We start from the raw sequence: 24,894 nt of genomic DNA on the forward strand, positions 1-24,894 counted from the left end.
CCGGCCAGTCCGCGCCGTACGCCCCCCTCCGGCGCCCCCGACGCCTCGGCCGGTGGGCTCCACCCGGCCCGTTCGCTCAGCTCGGCGCTCCCGCCTTCCTCCGACGCCTCACCCAGCGAGGCCCGCTCGGGCCGCGCGGCCCGTGGGGCCGTCCGCGCCTGCCCGGTGCGCGGGGGCTGGTCGGGCTTCCCCGGCTGCTCGGTCGTGGTGCTCATCGTGCCTCCGCCATGTCGTGCGTTCGGTCCCTGTCATCGAGGTCGTACGCGTGCATACGAGTGCGTGCGCGTGCGTACGCGTGCGTACGAGTAGTCCGGCACGCACCGGCCGCGCCGCCCGGCGCGGTGCGCCCGGTCACCGGAAGAGTCGGCGCCAGGTCTCCGGGCCCGGATAGCCGTCCGCCGCGCGGCCGCGCCAGCCCTGGGCGCGCTGGAAGGACTCCACGTTGCGCCGGTCGGCCTCGCCCCAGCGCGGGCCAGGACCCACTCGGTAGTGCTTGCCGAAGCCCTTCTTGACCAGTTGCCTGCCGAGCCGCGTGACGTGCGCGTTCGACTGACCAGGGCGGAACACCGCCCGGCCGGGAAAGGCGGGCGTCCCCGCCGACGCGCCCGCGGGGATGTCCCGCCCCTTCCCGTTGACCAGGAGGCTCCACGTGGTCGGGCCCGGCAGACCGTCCGCGTCGCGCCCCGTCCAGCCCTGGGCCCGCTGGAACGCGCGCGTCGCCGCCCGGTCCGCCTCCGTCCACACCGGTCCGGGGCCCGAGCGGTAGAACCGCCCGCCGCCGCGCGCGACCAGCATCCGGCCGAGCCGGGTGACGGCCTCGCCGCGCGCGCCGGGCCCGAAGGCCGCCGCGCCCGGAAAGCGGTCGCCCTGCGGCCCCGGCCCCGGCCCCGGCGCCGAGGGCGCCAGGGCCTTGTACCGGTAGGCCCGGTAGCTCCTGGCGTGGCTCCAGTAGGCGTACGGCGTGGCCTGTCTGCGCGCGTGCGGCCGGGCCTGCTCATAGGCGATGTACTGCCCGCGCGTGTAATCCGTCCAGCCGCCGAAAATCGTCACATGCGAGCCCTTCACAGGGTCGGCCCGATTATGGAAGAGGAGAATGTCGCCGGGCCGCAATTCATCCCGCTCGATGGGCACGGCGTAACGCGCCAGCGTTCCGGTCCACTCATTGCGGCCGAGGTTCCAGGCCATCGAGACAAAACCCGAGCAGTCCTGCCGATAGCCGTCCTTCCAGTACTTCTCCAGGCTGTACGGAACCTCCGCCGCGATCCACCGCTTCGCCCGGTCGATGATCTCCGCACGGGTGATCGGGCGGGCCTGCGCCTCCGCCGTCGACGCGCCCGTCGCGCCGTGCAGCCCGCCCTCGCCGCCCTGCGGATGGGTGTCGGGATCGCCCGTCGCCGCCCGCCCCGGCCTGCCCTGACTCTGCTCGGTCAGGGCACTGGACGGCACCGTGTGCCCCGTACCGAACGCCGTTCCCGCCATCGCGGCCAGCACCAGCGCGCGGCGCGCGCCCCGCGCCGCCGGGTGACCGCCGAGCCGCCGCGGAATTCTCGCCGTCCGCCTCAGCCAGACGCACCCGGCGCAGGCGCACACACCCGCGGGGTCGAATTCCTCGAAGACCGGAAGATCTGCCGTCATGCGATTCCTCTCACATCCAGGAAGAACTCTCCACGGATCTGCACGGTCGTTAGTTTCTCAACTGACCACCGGTATCGCATGTTGACGATCCGAATGCTGTACGTGTCGCCCGGCGCGCGAAGCCGCCGGGCCGCCCGTGGTCGGGAGCACCCCTCGGCATCCGGTAAAGTTCTCCGGGTCAGCAGGCGCCGCTAGCTCAGTTGGTTAGAGCAGCTGACTCTTAATCAGCGGGTCCGGGGTTCGAGTCCCTGGCGGCGCACCGACAGCGAGAAGGCCCTCCGCCGAGCGGGGGGCCTTCTCGTATGCGCTCGCATGAGCGGCGTCACTCTTGCGATCATGAAGGGGGCCGTAGAACCCTGGGCCGGTTGCAAGTTGGTCAAGAGGGTGGGGGCCCGTTTCCTGTACGGATGTTCGGGCGGGCATCATGCAACCGGAAGGTCGTCGTTCCCTGTCCTAGGGGACAGGCACCTGCCACTGATGCGCCTGTGAACGTCGCGGGAAACCGGAGCGGGCGGAAGGAACGACGACACGCGGACCGCCGCGTGTGGGGGAGATGACTCATGACGTCCACGCCGCCTGGCGCCGGGCATAACGATCCGTCGCAGACGACTCAGCTGCGGGTGCCCCAGAACCGGACGGGCGGTCTCGGGCGCATCAAGAAGAGCCTGCCCCGGTACGACTACGAGCACTACAGCCGACTGGCGGGCCCCCTGACCCAGCCCGCCCGTGACAAACCGTACCGGGTCCAGTACCGCTCGCTGCTCTCCCAGGAGCCGCACCGCGTCCGCGCCGCCCTGATGCTCTGCGCCGCGCCGCTGGTCTCGATCGTGCTGCTGGCCTGGCTGCTGCAGCCCAGCCACTGGACCGAGCGCGAGAACCCGGCGTACGACTTCCTGCCCGCGCTCGACGTCGTGATGCTGGTCTCGATCGGCCTGATCGAACTCTTCCGCTGTATGAACGTGGTCTCCAACGCGCACGCCACCCTGGTCGCCCGCGACCCGGTCCCGGTGGTGCCCGAGACCGGCACCAGAGTCGCCTTCCTCACCTCCTTCGTGCCCGGCAAGGAGCCGCTGGAGATGGTGACCAAGACGCTGGAGGCCGCGGTCAGGATCCGCCACCGCGGCCTGATGCACGTCTGGCTCCTGGACGAGGGCGACGACCCGGCGGTCAAGGAGGTCTGCGCCCGGCTCGGCGTGCACCACTTCTCCCGCAAGGGCGTGGCGAAGTGGAACCAGCCCAAGGGCCCGCACCGCGCCAAGACCAAGCACGGCAACTACAACGCGTGGCTGGACGCGCACGGCGACGACTACGACTACTTCGCCTCCGTCGACACCGACCACATCCCGCTGCCCAACTACCTGGAGCGGATGCTCGGCTTCTTCCGCGACCCGAACGTCGGCTTCGTCATCGGCCCCCAGGTCTACGGCAACTACGACAACTTCATCACCAAGGCCGCCGAGTCCCAGCAGTTCCTGTTCCACGCCCTCATCCAGCGGGCCGGGAACCGCTACGGTGCCCCGATGTTCGTCGGCACGTCCAACGCCGTCCGGATCTCCGCGATCAAGCAGATCGGCGGCCTGTACGACTCGATCACCGAGGACATGGCCACCGGCTTCGAGATCCACCGCGCCAAGAACCCGGCGACGGGCAAGAAGTGGCGCTCGGTCTACACGCCGGACGTGCTCGCGGTCGGCGAGGGCCCGAACGCCTGGACGGACTTCTTCACCCAGCAGCTGCGCTGGTCGCGCGGGACGTACGAGACGATCCTCAAGCAGTACTGGAAGGGCTGGGGCACACTGCCGCCCGGCAAGCTCTTCAACTACACGATGATGATCATCTTCTATCCGATGTCGGCCCTGAACTGGATCCTCGCGGCGCTGAGCTGTGTGCTGTTCCTCGGTCTCGGCGCGTCGGGTGTGAGCATCGACCCGACGATCTGGCTGATGCTCTACGGCAACGCGTCCGCGCTCCAGATCGGCCTCTACATCTGGAACCGCCGCCACAACGTCTCCCCGCACGAGCCCGAGGGCTCCGGCGGCGTGGCCGGAATGATGATGTCCGCGCTGTCCGCCCCGGTGTACGCGCGCTCCCTGATGGACGCCGTACTGCGCCGCAAGAGCGGCTTCGTGGTCACCCCGAAGGGCGACTCGGCCAGCCCGGACACCCTCTCCGGCACGTTCCGCATCCACCTGTTCTTCATCGCGGTCTTCGGCGGCTCCGCCGTCGCCTCGTTCTTCCTCGGCAACGACCACCCCGCGATGATCACCTGGGCCTCGCTCGCCCTGCTGATCACAGCAGCGCCGATCTTCATCTGGCGCTGGGGGATGCGGCAGGACGCGAAGAAGCGGAGCGAGACCCCGCCGCCGAGCCCCGCACCGCGCCCCGCACCGGAGCAGCAGCACCAGCCCAGTTGGGCGGGGAACGACCAGACCATGCAGATTTCCCTTGGGGGACGTAAGAAATGAAAGACGGTTCCAGCCGCCGCCGCGCCCGCCGCATAGCGATAGGCGCGGCGGTGGTGCTCGCGCTGGCCGGGATGAACGGGCCCGCCCTGTGGCGTTTCGGCTCCGAGCAGTACCACGCGTACAAGATCGACCGGCCCGAGTACAAGGCCGACAACGGCAAGTGGGAGATCGTCGACGTCCCGGACGAGTACCGGCTGAACACGATCCACTCGGCGCTGCTGCACACGGGGAAGGTGCTGCTGGTCGCGGGCTCCGGCAACAACCAGAAGAACTTCGACGCGGGGAAGTTCGACACGGTCCTCTGGGACCCGGTCAAGAACACCTTCAAGAAGATCGACACGCCCAACGACCTGTTCTGCACCGGCCACACCCAGCTGCCCGACGGCAGGCTCCTGGTCGCGGGCGGCACCAAGCGGTACGAGACCCTCGAAGGCGATGTCACCAAGGCCGGCGGCCTGATGATCGTCCACAACGAGAACCCGGACAAGCCGATCACGCTGCCCGCCGGGACGAAGTTCACCGGCAAGGAGAACGGCAAGACGTTCGTCTCCCAGGACCCGATCGTCATCGAGCGCGCCGAGAAGCAGTTCGACAAGGAGACCGGGAAGTTCCTGGGCAACAAGCCCGGCTTCAAGCGCGTCTACGTCGAGGCCGCCAAGAGCGGCAAGAAGTACGAGACCGGCACCGAGGACAACTACCGCGTCGAGGGCCTCAAGGGCGCCGACGCCCGCAACACCTACGGCATCGCCCAGAAGCTCGCCCTGGACAAGAAGGACTTCCAGGGCATCAACGACGCCTACGAGTTCGACCCGGTCGCCGAGAAGTACATCAAGGTCGACCCGATGAACGAGTCGCGCTGGTACCCGACCCTGACCACCATCTCCGACGGCCGCGTCCTCGCGCTGTCGGGCCTCGACGACATCGGCCAGATCGTCCCCGGCGACCGTAACGAGGCGTACGACCCGAAGACCAAGAAGTGGGAGTACGTCAAGCAGAAGCGCCAGTTCCCGACGTACCCCGCGGTGTTCCAGCTGCCCAGCGGCAAGCTCTTCTACTCGGGCGCGAACGCCGGTTACGGCCCCGCCGACGTCGGCCGCGACCCCGGCCTGTGGGACTTCGAGAGCAACGAGTTCGAGAAGATACCCGGCCTCAGCGACGCCAAGCTGATGGAGACCGCGGGCACGGTCATGCTGCCGCCCGCGCAGGACGAGCGGTTCATGGTGATCGGCGGCGGCGGCGTCGGCGAGTCGGACAAGTCCAGCAAGAAGACCCGGATCGTCGACCTCCAGGAAGACGACCCGAAGTTCGTGGACGGCCCCGAGCTCGACAAGGGCACCCGCTACCCGCAGTCCTCCGTCCTGCCCAACGACGACGTACTGGTCACCGGCGGCTCCGAGGACTACCGCGGGCGCAGCGACTCCAACATCCTCCAGGCGCGGATGTACGACTCGGGCAGCAACACGTTCCACCGGGTCGCCGACCCGCTGGTGGGCCGCAACTACCACTCGGGCTCGCTGCTGCTGCCGGACGGCCGGGTGGTGGTCTTCGGCTCCGACTCGCTGTTCGCGGACAAGGCCAACACCAAGCCCGGCAAGTTCGAGCAGCGCATCGAGATCTACACCCCGCCGTACAACTACCAGGGCGACAAGCCGACGCTCAGCGGCGGTCCCGAGTCCATCGAGCGGGGCGGCACGGCCACCTTCAAGACCGACGACTCGTCGTCCATCAGGAAGGCGCGGCTGATCAAGCCGAGCGCCACGACGCACGTCACCGACGTCGACCAGCGCTCCATCGAGCTGGAGCTGGAGAAGAAGGACGGCAGCGTCCAGGTCACGGTGCCGAAGAACAAGAACCTGGTGCAGTCCGGCTGGTACATGCTGTTCGTGGTGGACGAGCAGGGCGTGCCGAGCGAGGCGGTCTGGGTGGAGATCCCCTAGCGGCCGCCCCCGCTCCTGCTCCTGCTCCTGCTGTACGTACGTGAGGGCGCCCCCTGTTCGCAGGGGGCGCCCTCACGTACGTACGACCGCCGCGCTACTGGCTGGCCCTGACGAGGTCGAGCGCGTACTCGGGCCACCACTCGCCCGCCTTCGGGCCGCCCTTGCACTCGCCGTCGGACTCGCCCGGACGCTTCACCCACAGATAGGCGTCCACCAGTGGGTCACCGGTGTCGGTGGTGGGCGTCTCGCCGAGCGCCCGGCCCGGCGGGTTGCACCAGCGCTCGCCCGGATCGCCCTCGGTGTAGGGGCCGTTGCCGTTGCGGCTGGTGTCGATGACGAACGGCTTGTCGCCGATCTTCGCCGAGAGCTTCTTGCCGAACGCGATGCTGTCCTCGGTGGAGTAGAAGTTCGACACGTTCACCGCGAAGCCGTCGGCGTCGGCGACCCCCGACCACGTCAGCGGCTCGAAAAGCGAGTCGGGCGAGCCCCAGCCCGCGTTGCCCGCGTCCAGGTACACCTTGGTGTTCGGCAGCGCCTTGAGCGTCTTGATGGCGCCCTTGAGCGCCTCGTAGCGCTCCTTGTGGTACTCGCCGGGCGTGCAGTCGTCCACCAGGTGCAGCACCGCGTCCGGTTCCAGGATGATCGTGGCGGGCCGGTCCTCGATGCCCGCGGCCACCTCGCCGATCCACTCGGCGTACGCCTCGCCGTCGGCGGCGCCGCCGCCCGAGTACTGGCCGCAGTCGCGGTGCGGGACGTTGTAGAGGACCAGCAGCGCGTCCCGGTCGGCCTTCCGCGCGGCCTCGGTGATCTCGCGGGTCTCCTCGCGGGTGCCGCCGTCGGTGCGGATCCAGTTCCCCACCGGCTGCTCGGCGATCTTCTTGATCAGCTCGGCGTCCTCGTCCTTGCCGTCCCGCCGGTAGTCGGCGACCGCCCGCGCCGCCTTGCTCTCGGGGTTGACCCAGTACGGGTCCTCGCTCTTGGGCCGCTGCTTGGCGGCGGGCGGGTTCGCGTTGTCCTCGTCTGAGCCGTCGCCCGATCCCCCGGAACATCCGGACAGCAGCAGCGCCGCCCCCACGGCGCCTGCTCCCGCCCTTACCCCCCAGCGTGCGGACCTGCGCCCACGGCGGCTGTCACGGCCGTACATCCACTCCCCCTCGGGTGCCCTGTGTGGCCCCCAATCCTGGCATACGGGCCGCACCCGCCGGTGCCGCCGCCCGCCGGGCTCTGCCGGGGGGCCGGGCGCTGCCGGGGGGGCGGGCGCCGCCGCTCGCCGGGTGCTACCGCGTGCCGGTGAGATACGCGGAGACCACCACGTTGGCGGTGTAGCTGCGCCTGGCCCGGTCGAACGTGCCGCCGCAGGTGATCAGCCGCAGCTCGGCGCGGCCCGCCTGGCGCTCTCCGTAGGCCTTGCGGGCGTCGAAGCCGTCCCGCGGGAGGACCAGGACCTCCTCGACGGTGAACTCCGCGAGGGACCCGTCGGAGCGGGCGACGCGGATCCGCTCGCCGGGGCGCAGGGTGCTCAGGTCGTAGAAGACCGCGGGTCTGGTCTCGGTGTCCACATGGCCGACCAGCAGCGCGGTGCCCTGAGCGCCGGGCCGCACCCCGGCCGCGTACCAGCCGACGACACCGGCCTGCGCGTACGGGGGCGGGTCCACGGCCCCGTCGGCGTCCAGGCCGCGCCGCACCACCGGGGCCTGGACGCCCATCGCGGGGATGTCGACGCGCTGCGGCAGCGCGGCGGGCAGCGGCTCGCGCGCGGCCGGGAGCCGCACTCCGGGCGGTCGCCCGACCGCGGCGACATCGCCGGTGGCCGGGGCCGCGTACCCGTCGGGCAGGTCGGTGACCTCCCGCCCCCACAGCCACAGGCCGACCAGCAGGACCGCCCAGGCCACCCCGGCCAGCAGCCTGCCCGAGCCCCGCCCCTTCTCCGGCTCGCGCATCGATCCGTGCACCGGTCCGCTACTGACCGCGACGCCGGCGCCGGATCAGGCCCGCCACGGTGAGACCGGCCGCGCTGGCGAACAGCACGCCGAGCACGAGATACCCGGATCCCGAGCTCTGGCCGTCGGCGGCGGACACGGTGGCGGCCCGGTCGTCCGCGGTGCCGCCGCCGCCCGCCCTTATCGGCGCGGTGGGCGATGCGGTGGTCGCGGGCTGGTCCGACGGCTTGCCCGTCGCCTGGTCCGCCGGGGCCTTCCGGACGACCTCAAGCTCGCCCCGGACCGTGCCGCCCTTGTCCCCCTTGTCCCCCTTGCCGCCGTCGCAGGTCACGGTGATCTCGTACGTGCCGGGGGTCACCGTCGACCGGATCATCGCCTCCCCGGACAGCGGGAACCCCTTCCCGGCCCGCGCGGCCAGATCCGCGTCGGCCACGAACGCCTCGGACGCCGCGACCGCCTTCGTCCCGTCGCACCCCGCCGCCAGCAGCTCGACCTCGCTGCCCGGCGTGGCCTTGGCGGGGGCGACCTTGACGCCTCCCGCGGCCTCGGCGGCCAGCGCGACACCGGGCACGCAGACACCCCCGGCGATGACGGCGGCACAGAGTGTGACCGCGAGACGGTTTCGTCCAGTAGGGCGCATGGTGGACCTCCTGATACTCCGAAGGTCCAGCGCCCGGCGGCGGCCCGCACGCGCAGCGGGCCGCCGCTAGGCCATCCGGGTGGCGGCCGGGGGTCTCGCGGTCCGGACACGCCCCGCACCAGGCCCGTTATCATCGGGGCCCTGATACTGACCGTGAAGGAGTCGCATCCATGTCAGAGCGCAAGCCGATCGAATCCTGGCTCACCGACATGGATGGCGTGCTGATGCACGAGGGTGTCCCGGTGCCGGGGGCGGACGCCTTCATCAAGAAGCTGCGGGAGTCCGGCAAGCCCTTCCTGGTGCTGACCAACAACTCCATTTACACCGCCCGCGACCTCCAGGCCCGGCTGATCCGGATCGGCCTGGAGGTCCCGGTCGAGAACATCTGGACGTCGGCGCTCGCCACGGCCAAGTTCCTGGACAACCAGCACCCCGGCGGCACCGCGTATGTGATCGGCGAGGCGGGTCTGACCACGGCGCTGCACGAGGCCGGGTACATCCTGACCGACTCGGACCCGGACTTCGTGATCCTGGGCGAGACCCGCACTTACAGCTTCGAGGCGCTGACGAAGGCGATCCGCCTGATCAACGACGGCGCCCGGTTCATCTGCACCAACCCGGACAACACCGGCCCCTCGACCGAGGGCGTCCTGCCCGCGACCGGTTCCGTGGCCGCGCTGATCACCAAGGCGACGGGCAAGGAGCCGTACTTCGTCGGCAAGCCGAACCCGCTGATGATGCGGACGGGACTGAACGCGATCGGGGCGCACTCGGAGACCAGCGCGATGATCGGCGACCGGATGGACACCGACGTACTGGCGGGTCTGGAAGCGGGCATGGAGACGTTCCTCGTACTCACCGGGCTGACCGGCAAGGACGACATCGACCGCTACCCCTACCGGCCGACCACGGTCGTGGACTCCATCGCGGACCTGGTCGACCGCGTCTGATCCGGGCTCGGCGGGCTCGGCGGATTCCGCGGATTCCGCGGCCGGGCGGGCGCCAGGGCGTCCGCCCGGCCGCCGGCGGTCAGCGGAGCCAGACGTCGTCCAGCGTCCAGTACCAGTTGTTGTCGCCGCTGTAGCGGAAACTGACCTGGATCTCGTCGGCGCCCCGCGTGTTGAGCGGGATCTCCTGCCACTGGGCGACGGTGTCGGCGGTGTACGACTTCACCACGGTCGGCGTGCCGCCGTCGTACGAGACGAGGACCTCGGCGCGCTGGCCGGGCTCGTGCCGCAGATGGGTGCGGAAGCGCAGGCTGCGGGTGGCGTCGCCCGCCACGTTCCACTTGGGGCTGATCAGCGTCGAGTCGAAGGCCCCGGTGTGCGACTTGTCGTCCCACTCGTCGGAGTCGGCGACGGCGAAGACATCGCGCTGGCCGACGTTGAGTTCGCGCCACTGGTCGCGCTGCGACCGCGACCAGAAGTCGTCGGTGGCGAAGGTCCAGCCGCGCCACTCGGTGACGCCGCCGGCGCCCATCCGGGAGTTGTCGACCGTCCAGCCCGCGGGCGGGGTGTGGGTGAAGCCCCGCACGCCGGACGGTATGTGAGTCTCGTCGACGCGGCCCTGGAGCTTCGGCCGCAGAGTGTCGAAGTCGTCGTGGTCCCCGCTGTCCAGCGGCTGTCCGGCCAGACCGGCGGTGGCCACCCCGACGTGGTCCAGCGCGGTGGCGGCGACGTCCACGAGGCGTACGTCATGCCGCACGGAACCGGCCGGGATGCCCGCGCCCTTGGCGATGACGAAGGTGCCGCGCTCCTGGGCGCTTGAGCCGCCGTGGCCGCCCGCGTCGGTGTGGCCGTGGTCGGTGGTGACCAGGATCTTCCAGTTCTCCTGGTCGTAGGTGGGGCGCGCGGTGACCGAGTCGAGCACCTGGCCGACGAGCGTGTCGACCTTGGCGATGGCATCCAGGTAGCGCTGGCTCGCCGCGCCGTAGCGGTGGCCCGCGATGTCGATCTCGCCGAGGTAGACGAAAGCGGCGTCCGGGTCGCGGTTCCTCAGTTCGTCGGAGGCCGCGGCGGCGATCTTCGGGTCCTCGACGTCGTAGCCGTTGGCGTCGCCCTTGAGGCTGAGCCGCTTGTCGATCTTCGGGCCGAAGATCGGGCCGCCCTTGTCGGACGAGGTGATCGGCTCCCAGTCGGCGGCCGCGTAGGTGTCGAGGGACGGCTTGGCGTTCTCGACGCGGGTGAGGAAGTCGGGGTAGGCGTCGAACCGCTTGCCGGAGAAGGAGTTGCCCCTGACTCCGTGCTGGTCGGGCCAGACGCCGGTGGCGATCGTGGACCAGCCGGGGCCGGACGAGGTGGCGGCCATCGGCCGTGCGTACAGCAGGGATTCGGCGGTCAGGCCCTCGGCCATCAGCCGCTTGAGGCGGGGCGCGTCGGCCTGCTTGAGGCGGTCGAGGTTGACGCCGTCGAGGCCGATGACCAGCACCTTGTCGGTATCGGTATCGGCGGCGGTACCGACGGCGGTATCGGCGGCGGTATCGGCGGCGGTACCGGCCGTGGGGGCGGCGGCGGGGGTGACCGTGGGGGCGGCCGTCGCGGAGAGCTGGGTGACGCCTGCGAGCAGGGCGGCCGCGGTGGCCGCTGCGGCCAGGGTGCGGCCGCGTCCGGGCTGGGGCATGGGCACGTACTCCTCCTGTGGGGTCGAGGCGGGCCCGGCCTGAACGGGGTTCGCTCCGCTCCCGTTTGGACCAGACCCGTTACCTTCGCGCCGCGGGGCGACACTGTCCAGATCCTCGACGGCGTCGATGGCGGCGGGGTTACCGGTTCGGGGCGGGTCAGCTTCCGGTCGCGGACTTCCAGGCGTCGACGTACGCGTCGAGGTTCTCGTCGATGTCGGCCCAGTCCGGCTCGAAGACCTCGACCCCGTCCATGATCCTGGTGAGCTCGATGGCGTTGGCGTCGGTCGCCTTGACGTCCTTGCGCGCCGCGAACCCGCCGCCGACCGCGCTGACCTGCTGCTGCGCCTTCTCGCTCAGCAGGTAGTCGAGAAGGCGGCGGCCGTTGGCGCTGTGCGGGGCGTCCTTGACCAGACCGGCCGCGTAGGGCAGCGCGAAGGTGGTGGGCTTGCCGCCCGCCTTCTTCGGGAACCAGATGCCCAGGTTCGGCATGGACTTGGACTGCGCGAAGTTCATCTGCACATCGCCGTTGGCGACCAGGAGTTCGCCCTTGTCGGTCTTGGGCGCCAGCTTCGATGTGGACGAGGACGGGCCGACGTTGTTGGGCTGGAGCTTCTTCAGGTACGCCATGGCGGGCTCCTTGCCGCCGAAGTCGTGCATCGCCTTGATCACCATGGCGGTGCCGTCGCCCGCGACGCCGGGCGTGGAGTACTGGAGCTTGTTCTTGTAACGGCTGTCGAGGAGTTCCTCCCAGGTCTGGGGCGCGCGCTTCAGCTCCTTCTTGTTGTAGACGAAGGAGAAGTAGTTGTTCACGACCGCCGTCCAGTGGCCGTTCTCGGCCCGGTCCGCGCCGTCGACCTGTTCGACGCCCTCGGGCCGGTACTCCGTCAGCAGGCCCTTTCCGTCGGCCTGTTGGATGAACGGGGGGAGGGTGACCAGCACGTCGGCCTGGGTGTTGGTCCGCTCGCGCAGTGCGCGCTGGACCATCTCGCCGGAGCCGCCCTCCACATACTTGACCTTGATGCCGGTCTCGTTCTCGAAGTCCGCGAAGACCTGGTCGTACCAGCCGTCGCCGCCCTCGCCCTTGAGGCCGTCGGCGCTGTAGACGGTGACGACCTTGTCGTCGGACGCGGCAGAGCCGCCGCAGGCGGTGAGGGAGACGGCGAGGGCGAAGCCGCAGGTGAGGGCGGCGGTGATCCGGGCGGGGCGGCGCATGGCGTCGGGTTCTCCTTCGTGTCGATTCGTTGGGTGCTCGTGTTGTTCGGAGTGCGCTGTTCGGAGCGCGTTGTTCGGAGCGCGTCAGCGGTAGGAGGCCTTGGTGCGGATACCGGACATGGCGAGCAGCACCAGCAGCGTCGTCCCCATCAGGACCACGGCCAGCGCGGAGCCGGTGAGCAGCGAACCGCGGTCGGTCGCCGCGAAGATCCGGACCGGGAGCGGCATCCAGTCCGGCGGGTAGAGCATCATGGTGGCGCTCAACTCGCCCATGGACAGGGCGAAGCAGAGGCCTCCGGCCGAGGTGAGCGCGGGCAGCAGCAGCGGCAGCCGCACCCGCCACAGGACGTACGAGGGGCGTGCGCCGAGGGACGCGGCGGCCTGTTCGTACGCCGGGTCGAGCCGGGCGGCCGCCGCCGCGACCGACTGGTAGGCGAAGGCCGTGACCAGTACGGCGTGCGCGAGGATCACGATCCAGCGGGTGCCGTTCAGCAGCATCGGGGGCTTGCTGAAGGCGACCAGCACGGCGAGCCCGACGACCACGCTCGGCACGGCGACGGGCAGCACGAACAGCGCGTCCAGCGCCCGTTTCCCGTACCCGCCGACGGCCGTCGCGGCGAGCGCCGCCCAGGTGCCGACGGTGAGGGCGAGCACGCTCGCGGTCAGCGCGGTGACCAGGCTGGTGGTGAGCGCCTGGAGGGACTCGCCGCGGGCGGCGGCGGTGTAGTGCTCGGCGGTGGGCCCGGACGGGAAGGCCCCGGACCAGTTCGCCGACAGGGACGCGGCGAGGATGACCAGCAGCGGCAACGCGAACAGCGGCAGGAAGAGGACGGCGAACAGCGCCCAGCTGGCCAGCCTGCCGAGGCGGCTATGCACCAACACGGCGGCTCACCACCCGATACAGGCCGTAGAGGCCCACGGATATCGCGATGTTGACGACGGCGACGACACAGGCGGCCGGGTAGTCGGACTCCAGGATGGCCTTGCCGTAGATGAGCGTCGGCAGGGTGGTCACGCCCTTGGCCCCGGTGAACAGCACGATCCCGAACTCGTTGAGGCACAGGACCAGGACCAGGCTGCCGCCCGCGGCGAGCGCGGGCAGCGCCTCCGGCAGGATGACCCGCGCGACGATGCGCGGCGCTCTGGCGCCCAGCGAGGAGGCGGCCTCGATCTGCGCGGTGTCGAGCTGCGAGAAGGCGGCGAGCAGCGGCCGCATCACGAAGGGCGTGAAGTACGTGACCTCGGCGAGGAGTACGCCCCAGGGGGTGGTCAGGAACTGGAAGGGTCCGCTGTCCGCGCCGGTGACGTCGGTCCACAGGCCGTTGGCCATCCCGACGCTGCCGTAGATGAACAGCAGCGCGAGGGTGATCAGGAACGACGGGAAGGACAGGAACACGTCGACGAACCTCGCGACGGCCTTCCCACCGGGGAACGGCACGAAGGCGATGACCAGAGCGAGGACGAAGCCGAGTACCAGGCAGCCGACGGTGGCCCCGACGGCCAGCCACACGGTGGTGGCGAGCGCGTCCCGGAAGGCCGGGGAGGCGAAGACCTCGGCGTAGGGCCGGGCGGAGACGCCGCCTTCGTCGGGCGAGAAGGACTGCCGGACGACGAGGGCGAGCGGATAGAGGAACACGAGCGCGAGGACGACGACGGGCGGCAGCGCCCAGAGCCAGGGCGGTACGCCGCGCGGTTCCGCGTCCCGCTGGCGGCGCGGGGCGGGCGCGGGGCGCGGGGCGGGCGTGGGGCGCGGGGCGCGCGGCGCGGCGGTGGGGCTAGCCATGGCTCACCTCGGCCGTGAGCAGCACCGCGTCCTCGGGCGCGAAGCACAGGGTGACCTCGGTTCCGGGAACCGGCGGCTGCCGGAGTTCGCGGAGGTCGGCCCGTACGGTGTGGCCGCCGACGTCCGCGTACAGCCGGTGGGTGGAGCCCCGCCACTGGACCTCGGTCACGGTGCCGCGCAGGGCGTTCGCCCCGCACCCGCCCGCGTCCGCATCCGGGGCCGGGGCCGCGTCCGTATCCGCATCCGGGTTCGGGGCCGTATCCGGGTGCGCGAGCCTGATCAGGTGGGGCCGCACGCAGAGCGTGGCCTTCGCCCCCTCCACGAGGTCGCCCGCGGTCTCGACCTTCAGGTCGGTGCCCGCGAAGCGCACACCGCCGTCGGCGACGGCCACCGGCAGCAGGTTCGCGTCGCCGACGAAGGACGCCGTGAACGCGGTGCGCGGGCTGCGGTAGAGCCGCCGTGGCGTGCCGCAGTCCCGCAGCCGCGCCTGGTCCATCACGGCGATCCGGTCGGCGAGCGTCAGCGCCTCGACCTGGTCATGGGTGACGTACAAGATGGAGACGTCGGGCAACTCGCGGTGCAGCCTGGCGAGTTCGGCGAGCATCCCGGAGCGCAGCCGGGCGTCGAGCGCGGACAGCGGCTCGTCGAGCAGCAGCACACCGGGCCGGATGGCCAGCGCCCGCGCGATGGCCACGCGCTGCTGCTGCCCGCCGGAGAGTTCGCGGGGATACCGCTTGGCGTAGGCGCTCATCCCGGTCATCTCCAGGACTTCGGCGACCCGTGCCGGGATCTCGCGCCGCGCGGCTCGCTGGGCCTTCAGCCCGAAGGCGACGTTGTCCTCGACGCGCAGGTGCGGGAACAGCGCGTACTGCTGGACGACCATGCCGACGCCCCGGCGGTACGGCGGCAGCCCGGTGACGTCGCGCCCGCCGATGAACACCCGCCCGGCCGCGGGCCGTACGAATCCGGCGACGGCCCGCAGCGCGGTGGTCTTGCCGGAGCCGGACGGCCCGAGCAGGGCCAGCACCTCGCCGGGTTCGACGGTGAGTTCCAGCGAGTCGAGGACCACGGTCTTCCCGTACGCGACGGTGACGCCGTCGAACCGTATGCCGCTGCTCATCGCCGACCTCCGCCGAGCAGCGCGGGCAGTTCGGCGACCGAGTCGAGTACGTGGGTGGCCCCGGCCGCCGTGAGCCGCCGCGCGTCGTGCGCCCCGGTCCGCACCCCGGCGACGGTCCCGGCCCCGGCGCGGCGTCCGGAGCGCATGTCGTAGGCCGTGTCGCCCGCGACGGCGATCTCCCGTACGTCGTCGGCGGCGGCGGTGCGCAGCAGCGCGGCCAGCACCATGTCCGGGTAGGGCCGCCCGCGCCCGCCCGTGTCGGCCGGGCAGAGGGTGAGTTCCACCAGGTCGCGCCAGCCGAGCGCGTCGAGGATCGCGTCCAGGGTGACACGGGCGAAGCCGGTGGTCAGGACGACGGTGCGGCCCGCGCCCTGGAGCTGCTCAATGGCCTCGCGGGCGCCGGGAATCGAGGCGACCCTGCCCCCGTCGACGCGTTCGCCGTACGCGGTCTCGAAGGCGGTGTTGGCGCGCTGGGCGAGCGTCTCGTCTCCGTACAGATGCCGGAATACGGAGATCTTGGACTCGCCCATGGTGGCGCGTACGTAGGCGAGTTGCTCGGCGTGCTCCGGGGAGCCGGGGGTGACGCCGAGCCGTTCGGCGGCGTGCGAGAAGGCCTCTTCGACGAGGCCGCCGTCGGCGACGGTGGTACCGGCCATATCGAGCACGACCAGCTTGGTCTCCGGGGTCAACTTGGTCTCCGGGGTCAACTCGCTCACCAGCCCAGCTCGTTCGCGGTCGTCTCGGCGATCGCCGGAGAGCAGGTCATCCCGCGCCCGCCGGGCCCGGTGACCAGCCACACCCCGTCGCGGACCCGCTGGCGGTGCACCACCCGGCCGGCGTCGACGCACTGCGCGTACACCCCGGCCCAGCGGCGGCGGATCTTGGGGAGCGGCCTGCCGAGGAAGGCCTCGACGACCTCGGTGAGGTGGTCGTACGGGTCTTCCAGCACGTCGAAGGCGAACGGGTGCACGTACTCGTGGGTGTCGCCGATGGTCAGTCCGCCGTCGCGGCGCTGGACCATGAGCAGCTGCATCCGGTGCGCCGCGGCGGTCGGCGTCTGCGCCTGGGCGGCGTTCAGTTCGTCGAGCGCGGGCGAGCGGTAGGCCGGGTAGTAGCGGAAGCTGTCGGCGTCGGCGACCGAGGTGGTGAGCGGTTCGCCGAGCGGGTCGGTCTGCATCATCTGGAGCCGGACCCGGCGCACGGGCAGGTCCGGGGCAAGTTCGCGGACCAGGCCGCCGAGCGCCGCGCCGGTGCACAGGACGACCGCGTCGCCCGTGTGCACCTCGCCGTGGTCGTCGCGTACCGCGTGCCCCCCGACCACCTCGCGGACCTCCCTGCCGGGCAGGAACGTGTAGCCGCCCGAGGCCAGCAGGGCTTCGCGGAGGGCGAGTTGTGCGGTGCGGGGCTCGACGGCCGCGTCCCGCTCACACCACAGGGCCCCGGTGAACTCGCCGCGCAGGGCGGGGTTGACCTCGCGGGCCTCGGCGGCGGTGAGCAGCCGGTAGCCGCGTGCGGCCGCGTCGTCGCGGGCCAGCGCGGCTTCGGCGACGGCTCGTTCCCGTTCGGTGCGTACGGGGGTGAGCGAGCCGTTGGCCCGGAAGCCGAGACCGGGGACGCGAGCGCCGATGCCCTCCCACAACTCCCTGGCCCGCAACGCGGTTTCGAGCTCCTCCCCGCCCGCGCGGCCGCTGACCCATATCTGGCCGAAGTTGCGCAGGCTCGCCCCGCGCGCCTCGGCCTCCCGTTCGATCTGGACGACCTGATGGCCGCGTTCCACTGCGTGCCAGGCGTGCATGGTTCCCACCACACCGGCTCCTACGACGATGACTCTCACGGCGGTCACGTTTCCGGGGACGGGTGGCGGGTCGGGGTCCGGTCGACGACAGGACGGTGAACGGGCTCCCAAGCTTGGCCTAGACCCGTTATCTTCCTGTGACTTAAACGGGTCGCTGGGCTGCTTCGCCGCCCTTGGCCCTGCCGCCTGATCCGGCCCTGCCGCTAGTCCAGTCGCCTAGTCCTGCCGCCCCAGCCGCGTCGTGAAGCTGAAGCGGTCGCCGCGGAACAGCGTGCGCACCCGCTCCAGACGCCGCCCGCCGGTGTCCCGTGAGGTGCGGTGGATCAGCAGCATGGGGAGCGCGGGCGGGGTGCCGATGAGCAACGCCTCACGCGGGGTCGCGAGAACGGTCTCGATCCGCTCGTCCGCGTCACCGAAGACGATGCCGAGCTGATCGCGCAGATAGGAGTAGAAGGACGAGTCGGGCGCGAACTCGACGTCGAGCCGCGGCGCCCGGTCCACTGGCACATAGGTGCTCTCCAGGCCCATCCGCTCGTCGTCCGCGAGCAGCACCCGCTCCATGTGCCATACGGGGCGGCCGCGTTCGAGGCCGAGCTCGGCGGCCAGCGCGCCCTGGCACGGGAAACGGTCCAGAGAGATCAGGCTTCGGCCGGGCCGCAGCCCCTGGCGGCGTACGCCCTCGGTGTAACTGGCCAGGGCGAGCGGCTGCTCCAGCTTGGGCCCGGCGACGACCGTGCCGCGGCCGTGCCGCCGCAGCCGCCCCTCGAGCAGCAGATCGCGCAGGGCCTGCCGTACGGTCTCGCGCGCCACCTCGTAGCGCAGGGCGAGCTCGCGCTCCGTAGGCAGCGGCTCGCCTTCGCCCAACTCGTCGAGCAGGGCGGCGATCCGCGTCTTGACCGCGTAGTACTTGGGAAGACGCCCGTGCTCGGGGACGCCTGCCCGTACGGGCGCGCCGGGGTGCTGGTCGTTCGGGTAGTCCACGGCGGAACTGTATGCGGTGCCCGTGAACAGCCGGATCAGCCTCGGGCGCGGCGGCGGGCCCATACGGCCAGCGCGCCGCCGCCGACCAGGAGGGCGGCCACGGCGGTCCACAACCCCCCGGCCCCGAGCCCGAGTCCGAGCCCGAGGCCGAGCGGTGGACCGCCGACGCCCGTCTCCGCGAGCTGCGCGGGCGGGTGCGCCGCGCCCGGCAGAGAGTCGTGAGCGTCGTGGGCGTCGCGGCCGCCGCCACTGTCCGGGGCTTCGCCGCGGGCGGCGTCCGGCGCGCCCTCGCGCTCGGCCCGCGCGGCGTCCTCGCGGGGGGTGACGGCGAACTCGTAGGCGTCCGACTGGCCGACCCAGTCGCCGTCGTCGTCGCGCCGCTGGATCAGCGCCGCGTGGGCGACGACCCGGTGCGGCTCGGTGTCCGGGGCGAACGCGAGGCGCACGGGAACGTCGACCGTCTCGCCCGGCGCGATGGTGAAGCCGGGGAAGCCGTCGTCGAAGACGCCGATGTTCTCGTCCCGGTCGGTGCGCGTGAACGGGACGGGCCGCCACCGGTCGCCCTCGCGGAACTCCAGCTTCGGCTGGCGGGCGCGCAGCGTGCGCTCCTCGTCGACGAGTACCAGGATCGGGTGGATGTCGTCGCAGGCGGCGTCGGTGGTGTTGGTCAGCGCGACGGTCCAGTTCCGTGCCGCGTCGCCGGGGTGGTACGTGTCGGGGCCGCGCTCGATGGCGGCGGTCACCGGGAAGTCGCCGCGCTCGGCCCGCTCGCCTGCCTCGCCGCCCCACGCGGTGAGACACTCCGCCGCTGGCCGCGCGAGCGGCCCGTCCCCGTCGGCGGCGGGCGACGCGGCGGCGACGGGCGTCGCGGTGGCGAGAGCGGCGGTGAGACAGAGGGCGAGGGCGCTGCACGGTCGCATACCGCGAGACCTTGCCACGTACGGGCAGCCGTGCCCGTACGCCATGCCTCGGATCGACCGATCAGACAGCCAAACCACCCCTATCAACGTATTTTTCCCTCGCGCGGTTTGACGAAGGCCGCACTCCGTGCCCGTGCCCGTGCCCTGCGCCCTGTGCCTGTGCCCTGCGCCCTGCGCCCGCCGAGCAGCGCACCCGGCGCACCTGCTTAAGTGGAGCGCATGCACGCTGCTCCCCCCACCCCGTCCGCCTCGGCCTCATCGGCCCTGTCCCCCTCGCCTTCCGTGCCGTCCCCGCTGCGCGTCGGGCTGATCGGCTACGGACTGGCGGGCTCCGTCTTCCACGCGCCGCTGATCGCCGCCACCGAGGGGCTCGAGCTCGACACGATCGTCACGTCGAACCCGGAGCGGCAGGCGCGGGCGCGGGCCGAGCACGGCGACGCGCTGCGCCGCGCCGCCTCGCCCGACGAACTGTGGGACCGGGCCGACGCGCTCGACCTGGTGGTCATCGCGTCGCCGAACAAGACCCATGTGCCGCTGGCCCAAGCCGCGCTCAAGGCCGGGCTCCCGGTCGTGGTGGACAAGCCGCTGGCCGGTACGGCGGCCGAGGTCCGGCGGCTCGGCGCGCTCGCGGACGAGCGCGGGCTGCTGCTGTCCGTCTTCCAGAACCGCCGCTGGGACAACGACTTCCGCACCCTGCGACAGCTGATCGCCGACGGCGAGCTGGGTGACGTACAGCGCTTCGAGTCGCGGTTCGAGCGGTGGCGGCCGCGGCCCAAGGGCGGCTGGCGTGAGTCCGGGGACCCGGAGGAGATCGGCGGGCTCCTGTTCGACCTGGGCAGCCATGTGGTCGACCAGGCGCTGGCGCTGTTCGGCCCGGTCGCGTCCGTCTACGCCGAATCGGACGTACGGCGACCAGGCGCCGAGGCCGACGACGACACGTTCATCGCGCTCACGCACACCGGCGGCGTCCGCTCCCACCTGTACGTCTCCGCCACGACCGCCCAGCTCGGGCCGCGCTTCAGGGTGCTGGGCTCACGGGCGGGGTACGTCAAGTACGGGCTCGACCCACAGGAGGCGGCCCTGCGCGAGGGCGAACGTCCGGGCCGGAACCAGGACCGGGCCTGGGGTGTGGAGCCGGAGGAGCGGTGGGGCCGCGTCGGCGCGGGCGAGTCGCCGCTGACCGGCGGCGGCCGCCCCGTACCGACCCTGCCGGGTGACTATCCGGCGTACTACGCGGCGATCGCGGCGGCGCTGCGCGACGGCGCGCCGAACCCGGTCACGGCCGCGGAGGCGGCGGCGACGCTGGAGATCCTGGAGGCGGCGCGCGAGTCCGCACGCGCCGGGGCGACGGTCACGCTCTGACGGCGCGGCGGGGGCTGCCCTCCCGCCGAGGGCTCGGCGCGGGGCGGCGGGGGCGGGGGCGGGGGGACTCGGTGCCCCCCCCCGCAACGCCGCGCCACGTCTCTCACGCCTGCTTGAGCTCCTGCCGCTGCCTCCCGAGCCCCTCGATCTCCAGCTCCACCACGTCACCGGCCCTCAGGAACGGCTTGGGCTCGGGCTGCCCCATGGCCACCCCCGCGGGCGTACCCGTATTGATGACATCACCCGGATACAGCGTCATGAACTGGCTCACATAGCGGACGACCTCCGCGACCGGGAAGATCTGGTCGCTGGTGTTCCCGTCCTGCCGCAGCTCGCCGTTCACCCAGAGCCGCAGCCCCAGCGCCTGCGGGTCGGCGACCTCGTCCGCGGTCACCAGCCACGGGCCCAGTGGGTTGAACGTCTCGCAGTTCTTGCCCTTGTCCCAGGTGCCGCCGCGCTCGATCTGCCACTCCCGCTCGGAGACGTCGTTGGCGACGGCGTACCCGGCGACGTGCGCGAGCGCCTCCTCGTCCGAGCCCAGATAGCGGGCGGTGCGCCCGATGACGACGGCGAGCTCGACCTCCCAGTCGGTCTTCACCGACCCGCGCGGTACGAGCACGGTGTCATCGGGCCCGACGACCGTGTCCGGGGCCTTGAAGAAGACGATCGGCTCGGCCGGGGTGGCCGCGCCGGTCTCGGCCGCGTGGTCGTGGTAGTTCAGCCCGATGCACACCACCTTGCCGATCCGGCCGAGCGGCGGGCCGACCCGCAGCCCGGCGGCGTCGACCGCGGGCAGCGTGCCCGCGGCGGCGGCCTCCCGGATCCGGGCCAGCGCGGCGGCATCCGCCAGCAGCTCCCCGTCGATGTCGGAGACCAGCCCCGACAGGTCACGCAGGACACCGTCCTGATCGAGCAGCGCCGGGCGCTCCGCCCCCACCACTCCGACTCGCAGCAACTTCATTGTTCACACTCCCCTGGTCACCACTGGGGCCGATGGAGTGCGGCCATCGGAGGGTGGTTTGGCAGATCCTCCAGGTTGCCTGTCCACTCCGCAAGACCCTGTTCAGATATCGGACCGCGCGGACCGTCGGCGGCGCCCGTCACGGGCGGTACAGGAGCACCCGCTCGACGGCACTCCAGGCGGCGCTGGTCACCACGTACAGCGCGGCCGCGAGCGGGACGACGGCCACGGTGGCGAGCGTCGCGAAGGACATCAGCGGCAGCGTCTTCGCCAGCGCGGCGGGCACGCCCGGCGCGGCAGACGCGGCCTGCGCGGCGGACGCGGCCTGCGCGTCCGCGAGCTGCGCCTTCGTACGCCGGTACATGACTGTCGCCACGGCCGCGACCAGCGCGAACAGCACCAGGTACACCGCGCCGGGACCGCCGAGCAGCCCGCCGTCCGCGAGCGCGTCGGTCCAGCGTCCGCCGAGCGGGGCCCCGAACAGGGTGTGCCCGAGCAGGACGTTCGGCTCGCCGCCGAGCTCCGTACGGGAGAACAGCTGGAACATCAGCAGGAACGCGGGGAGCTGCACCAGACTCGGCAGACACCCGGCGAGCGGCGAGGCCTTCTCCTCGGCGTGCAGCTCCATGACCGCCCGCCGCAGCCGCTCGGGATTCCCGGCATGCTTCTCGCGCAACGCGGCGAGCCGCGGCGCGAGCCGGACGCGGGCCCGCTGCCCGCGGGCGGCCGCACGCGACAAGGGATGGACGGCCAGCCGTACGGCCATGGTGAACAGGACGATCGCGGCGGCGGCCGCCGAGGTGTGGAAGACGGGCTGCAACAGGTCGGCGAAGCGGTCGACCAGGTCGGCGGCAGCACGGAGAACAGACATGGTGGAAGAACCCTCCGAGGGCTCGTCGTGCCGGATGAGATCAGAGCTGTGTCAGCTGGATCGGAGCTGACATCGGATCGGCAGGACGCCCCGCGAGGAGAGCAAGCGGAGAACAGACGGAGAGCAGACGGAGAGCAGACGGAGAACGTACGGCGAGCGTACGGAGAACGTCCCCTACGCGGGCGTCGGGACGAGCCGCCCCGGAGCTCGGGGACGGATACGCCCGGAGGCGTCGGGATCGCGCTGCGGCAGGAAGGCGGTACGCCGCTCACGGTCACGCAGAGCCGTACGCACCCACGCGGACGGCACGACGGGCACACAACGCGAGGCGATGGCGGCACAGGCGACGAGCGCGGCCCCGGCTGCGGCGGTGGCGGCGACGGCCACGGCGGCGGAGAGCGCGCCGCCGTCGGCGACAAGTACCTGGACGAGTACCTGTGAGACGAGGAACAGCAGCAGGGCCGCCCCCGCCGACCGCGACGCCTTCACGCCAGCCAGCACGAGCCACCCCCTCTCTGTCCAGGACATCCACCGTACAGGGCCCCGGCCTTACGCACGGGGCGTGACGGACTTCAACTTCCCCCAGACCACCAGCCGGTACTTGGACGAGTACTCGGGGGTGCAGGTGGTGAGCGTGAGGTAGTACCCAGGCTCGCGGTACCCGTGCCCGGCCTTGACCTCGCTGCGCGGGATGGGCGCGATGACGCTCCCGTCGCGGGGCAGGGTCCGCGGCAGGGTGCGGTCGACGACGTACGCGTAGACCGCGTCCCTGGTCTCGACCGTCAGCCGGTCACCGGCCCGCAGCCGGTCGATGTGCCGGAAGGGCTCGCCGTGGGTGTTCCGGTGCCCGGCGAGGGCGAAGTTCCCGGCCCGGCCGGGTCCCGCGGTCTCCGGGTAGTGGCCGACGTACCCCTTGTTCAGGACCTCGGCCTTACTGATCCCCTCGGCGACGGGGACGCGGAGGCCGATACGGGGGATGTCCAGGATGGCGTAGACCTGAGCCGAGCGGGCCGAGGACTCCGAGGAAGCGGAAGGCGAAGGCGAAGACGAAGGGTCCGCGGGCGGCGAGGAGGAAGCCCCGGAAGACCGGGCCCCCGAGCCCCCACCCCCCTCCGAAACCGTCCCCGAAGCCACTCCCGGAGCCGCCCCCGAAACTCCCCCCGAAGCCTCGTCCGAAGCCCCCTCGGCTGCTCCCGAAGCCCCCTCCGAGGGAACGGACCCCAGGGACGGAGCGAGCCCCGGCGGGTGGCTCCCCCGCCACTGCCTCTCCAGAGCCCGAACCTGCCGCGCGGCCCCCGCCTGAGCCTCCCGATTGGTCCACCACACTTGATGCACCACGAGGAGCAGCAGCACCACGCCCACCGTGACCGCGACCTCGGCCGCGCCCCACAGCCCCCGTACCCCTATCGAACGCCGCCGCCGTGCGGCACCCCGTGCCAACACCACCGGAACCCGCTCGCGCTCGCGCACGCCCGCTCCCTCCACCGGCGGGCACGATAAGCGCTGCCCCCACAACTGACCAGGCCCGCGCCTCGGGCCGGGAACGCTCCTGCCGTCGACCCCGCCCACGGCAGTACGGTGTCTCCCATGCGCCCCGACACGCCTGCCGACCACACAGCCGAAGCCGAGCGCCTGCTGCGCACCGCGGCCCAGTACCCCGAGGACGCCGAGCACCTGCTGCTCCAGGCGGCCGCCCACTGTGAGCTGGCCGGTGACCGGGAGCGGGCCACCACGCTCTACGACGACCTGCTGGCCCGCCCCGCCGGGACGGTCAGCGACCCCTCCCTCATCCGCGCCCTGAAGGCCTCGAACCTCTGGGAGTACGGCCACGAGGCGGAGGCCCGCGCGATCATCGACGGGCTGCGCAGCACGGCTCCCCGCTCCCCCGCGCCCTGGGTGATCATCGCGGAGTCCCTGGAGTCCCACGACGAACTCCCCACCGCCCACGAGGTGTTCACCGAGGCCGCCACGCTCCTCCTCCCCACCCCCACACCAACCACGCACCGTCACCCCCCGCGCGAGACCCACCCCCTCCTCTACGGCCGCCACCGCGTGCGCCGTCTGCTGGGCACGGCACACGACGCCTGGGACGCCCTGGCGGACGAGGTCCACCCGTCTCCGATCCCCCTGGACGAACTCCACGACCCCAAACGCCTGTGGTCGCTCGGCTCCGAGAACCCCGCCGAGCTCCGCGCCGAGATCGCCCGCCTCCGCGCCGAACTCGGCACCTACCGGGAGGCCCTCTCCCGCCCCTTCCCGGTGGCGGTCCTGCACTGGCCGTCCACCGAGCTGGCGGAACTCCTCGCCGCGTACCCCGCCCTCACCTCCGAGTACCCCTCCCACTCCGAGCACTTGGCGACCATAGAGTCCAGCCTCCGCGAACTGGCCGCGTCCGGCACCCCCAACCTGGGCATCGTCACCGCCACGGTCCCCTCCTACGAGGCCTTCGCCGCCTCCGAGTCCGCGTCCCCCGCCGACCCGGACCTCCTCCCCCAGTACGCGACAACCCTGGCCGCCCGCGGCCGCGCCGCCCCCTGGCCACCGGAGGATGCCTGCTGGTGCGGCTCAGGCAGCCCATACACCGACTGCCACGGGCAGCCCGAGACGCTCTAGCCCTCAGACCGCCGCCCTCCACACTCACCACTCGCCCGG

At 72.0% G+C, this 24,894-nt stretch carries 22 protein-coding genes and 1 tRNA gene; 6 read left to right on the top strand and 17 right to left on the bottom strand.

The window, feature by feature from the left end:
• Nucleotides 1-351 precede the first annotated feature (351 nt).
• Nucleotides 352-1,635 carry a peptidoglycan-binding protein gene (locus ACX6XY_RS20315; protein ID WP_460332548.1) on the bottom strand — a complete coding sequence of 428 codons (1,284 nt, stop codon included), beginning with the start codon at nt 1,633-1,635 and terminating at the stop codon, nt 352-354.
• A gap of 185 nt (nt 1,636-1,820) precedes the next feature.
• Between ACX6XY_RS20315 and ACX6XY_RS20320 the strand changes: the two genes are divergently transcribed.
• The 3 genes from ACX6XY_RS20320 to glxA all read left to right on the top strand — a co-directional run bounded on the left by ACX6XY_RS20320 (nt 1,821) and on the right by glxA (nt 6,037).
• Nucleotides 1,821-1,894, top strand: a tRNA-Lys gene (locus tag ACX6XY_RS20320).
• 301 nt (nt 1,895-2,195) lie between these two features.
• The gene (locus ACX6XY_RS20325) at nt 2,196-4,100 is read left to right on the top strand and encodes a glycosyltransferase family 2 protein (RefSeq protein WP_460332550.1); all 1,905 of its coding nucleotides are present in this window, start codon (nt 2,196-2,198) and stop codon (nt 4,098-4,100) included.
• Nucleotides 4,097-6,037: a radical copper oxidase GlxA gene (glxA, locus tag ACX6XY_RS20330; protein WP_460332552.1), complete on the top strand. Its 1,941-nt coding sequence runs from the start codon at nt 4,097-4,099 to the stop codon at nt 6,035-6,037. Before ACX6XY_RS20325 ends, glxA begins: the two co-directional genes overlap by 4 nt.
• A 94-nt stretch (nt 6,038-6,131) precedes the next feature.
• Here glxA and ACX6XY_RS20335 read toward each other — a convergent pair whose 3' ends face one another.
• The 3 genes from ACX6XY_RS20335 to ACX6XY_RS20345 form a co-directional block, all read right to left on the bottom strand.
• Nucleotides 6,132-7,181, bottom strand: a complete 1,050-nt coding sequence (locus tag ACX6XY_RS20335; RefSeq protein ID WP_460332554.1) for a glycoside hydrolase family 6 protein — start codon at nt 7,179-7,181, stop codon at nt 6,132-6,134.
• A 133-nt stretch (nt 7,182-7,314) separates the two neighbouring features.
• On the bottom strand, nt 7,315-7,977 hold the full coding sequence (locus tag ACX6XY_RS20340; RefSeq protein WP_460332556.1) for a class F sortase: 663 nt from the start codon (nt 7,975-7,977) through the stop codon (nt 7,315-7,317).
• Nucleotides 7,978-7,996: 19 nt separating this feature from the next.
• On the bottom strand, nt 7,997-8,548 hold the full coding sequence (locus tag ACX6XY_RS20345; protein ID WP_460332558.1) for a hypothetical protein: 552 nt from the start codon (nt 8,546-8,548) through the stop codon (nt 7,997-7,999).
• Nucleotides 8,549-8,787: 239 nt separating this feature from the next.
• On the opposite strand from ACX6XY_RS20345, the gene ACX6XY_RS20350 reads away from it, so the two are divergent.
• Nucleotides 8,788-9,567 (top strand): HAD-IIA family hydrolase, encoded by a 780-nt coding sequence (locus ACX6XY_RS20350; protein ID WP_460332560.1) that lies wholly within the window; start codon nt 8,788-8,790, stop codon nt 9,565-9,567.
• A 79-nt stretch (nt 9,568-9,646) separates the two neighbouring features.
• On the opposite strand, the gene ACX6XY_RS20355 is transcribed toward ACX6XY_RS20350, so the two are convergent.
• The 9 genes from ACX6XY_RS20355 to ACX6XY_RS20395 all read right to left on the bottom strand — a co-directional run bounded on the left by ACX6XY_RS20355 (nt 9,647) and on the right by ACX6XY_RS20395 (nt 19,048).
• Nucleotides 9,647-11,236, bottom strand: coding sequence for an alkaline phosphatase family protein (locus ACX6XY_RS20355; RefSeq protein ID WP_460332562.1), 1,590 nt, complete (start codon nt 11,234-11,236; stop codon nt 9,647-9,649).
• Nucleotides 11,237-11,393: 157 nt separating this feature from the next.
• The gene (locus ACX6XY_RS20360; protein WP_460332564.1) at nt 11,394-12,449 is read right to left on the bottom strand and encodes a 2-aminoethylphosphonate ABC transporter substrate-binding protein; all 1,056 of its coding nucleotides are present in this window, start codon (nt 12,447-12,449) and stop codon (nt 11,394-11,396) included.
• Between the two features lie 84 nt (nt 12,450-12,533).
• Nucleotides 12,534-13,331, bottom strand: a complete 798-nt coding sequence (locus ACX6XY_RS20365; protein ID WP_460332566.1) for an ABC transporter permease — start codon at nt 13,329-13,331, stop codon at nt 12,534-12,536.
• On the bottom strand, nt 13,318-14,232 hold the full coding sequence (locus ACX6XY_RS20370) for a 2-aminoethylphosphonate ABC transporter permease subunit (RefSeq protein WP_460332568.1): 915 nt from the start codon (nt 14,230-14,232) through the stop codon (nt 13,318-13,320). Before ACX6XY_RS20370 ends, ACX6XY_RS20365 begins: the two co-directional genes overlap by 14 nt.
• Nucleotides 14,225-15,352 (bottom strand): ABC transporter ATP-binding protein, encoded by a 1,128-nt coding sequence (locus ACX6XY_RS20375; RefSeq protein ID WP_460332570.1) that lies wholly within the window; start codon nt 15,350-15,352, stop codon nt 14,225-14,227. Before ACX6XY_RS20375 ends, ACX6XY_RS20370 begins: the two co-directional genes overlap by 8 nt.
• The gene (locus tag ACX6XY_RS20380; protein ID WP_460332572.1) at nt 15,349-16,068 is read right to left on the bottom strand and encodes a phosphonatase-like hydrolase; all 720 of its coding nucleotides are present in this window, start codon (nt 16,066-16,068) and stop codon (nt 15,349-15,351) included. Before ACX6XY_RS20380 ends, ACX6XY_RS20375 begins: the two co-directional genes overlap by 4 nt.
• Entirely contained in the window at nt 16,065-17,186 is a 1,122-nt protein-coding gene (locus ACX6XY_RS20385) for a TIGR03364 family FAD-dependent oxidoreductase (protein WP_460332604.1), read from the bottom strand. Before ACX6XY_RS20385 ends, ACX6XY_RS20380 begins: the two co-directional genes overlap by 4 nt.
• 177 nt (nt 17,187-17,363) lie before the next feature.
• A complete protein-coding gene (locus tag ACX6XY_RS20390; protein ID WP_460332574.1) occupies nt 17,364-18,128 on the bottom strand; it encodes a GntR family transcriptional regulator in 765 nt (254 codons plus the stop codon).
• Between the two features lie 35 nt (nt 18,129-18,163).
• Nucleotides 18,164-19,048: a hypothetical protein gene (locus tag ACX6XY_RS20395; RefSeq protein WP_460332575.1), complete on the bottom strand. Its 885-nt coding sequence runs from the start codon at nt 19,046-19,048 to the stop codon at nt 18,164-18,166.
• A gap of 219 nt (nt 19,049-19,267) precedes the next feature.
• Between ACX6XY_RS20395 and ACX6XY_RS20400 the strand changes: the two genes are divergently transcribed.
• Nucleotides 19,268-20,410 carry a Gfo/Idh/MocA family oxidoreductase gene (locus tag ACX6XY_RS20400; RefSeq protein WP_460332577.1) on the top strand — a complete coding sequence of 381 codons (1,143 nt, stop codon included), beginning with the start codon at nt 19,268-19,270 and terminating at the stop codon, nt 20,408-20,410.
• Nucleotides 20,411-20,513: 103 nt separating this feature from the next.
• Here the strand turns inward: ACX6XY_RS20400 and ACX6XY_RS20405 are convergent, their stop codons facing one another.
• The 4 genes from ACX6XY_RS20405 to ACX6XY_RS20420 all read right to left on the bottom strand — a co-directional run bounded on the left by ACX6XY_RS20405 (nt 20,514) and on the right by ACX6XY_RS20420 (nt 23,682).
• Nucleotides 20,514-21,371: a fumarylacetoacetate hydrolase family protein gene (locus ACX6XY_RS20405; RefSeq protein WP_460332579.1), complete on the bottom strand. Its 858-nt coding sequence runs from the start codon at nt 21,369-21,371 to the stop codon at nt 20,514-20,516.
• 139 nt (nt 21,372-21,510) lie between these two features.
• Nucleotides 21,511-22,242, bottom strand: coding sequence for a YidC/Oxa1 family membrane protein insertase (locus ACX6XY_RS20410; RefSeq protein WP_460332580.1), 732 nt, complete (start codon nt 22,240-22,242; stop codon nt 21,511-21,513).
• Between the two features lie 174 nt (nt 22,243-22,416).
• The gene (locus ACX6XY_RS20415; RefSeq protein ID WP_460332582.1) at nt 22,417-22,770 is read right to left on the bottom strand and encodes a DUF6412 domain-containing protein; all 354 of its coding nucleotides are present in this window, start codon (nt 22,768-22,770) and stop codon (nt 22,417-22,419) included.
• 21 nt (nt 22,771-22,791) lie between these two features.
• Complete coding sequence (locus ACX6XY_RS20420) at nt 22,792-23,682, bottom strand: class E sortase (protein WP_460332606.1); 891 nt, start codon at nt 23,680-23,682, stop codon at nt 22,792-22,794.
• A gap of 147 nt (nt 23,683-23,829) precedes the next feature.
• On the opposite strand from ACX6XY_RS20420, the gene ACX6XY_RS20425 reads away from it, so the two are divergent.
• Nucleotides 23,830-24,855: an SEC-C domain-containing protein gene (locus ACX6XY_RS20425; RefSeq protein ID WP_460332584.1), complete on the top strand. Its 1,026-nt coding sequence runs from the start codon at nt 23,830-23,832 to the stop codon at nt 24,853-24,855.
• Nucleotides 24,856-24,894: the final 39 nt, after the last annotated feature.

Source organism: Streptomyces sp. O3 (assembly GCF_054788135.1).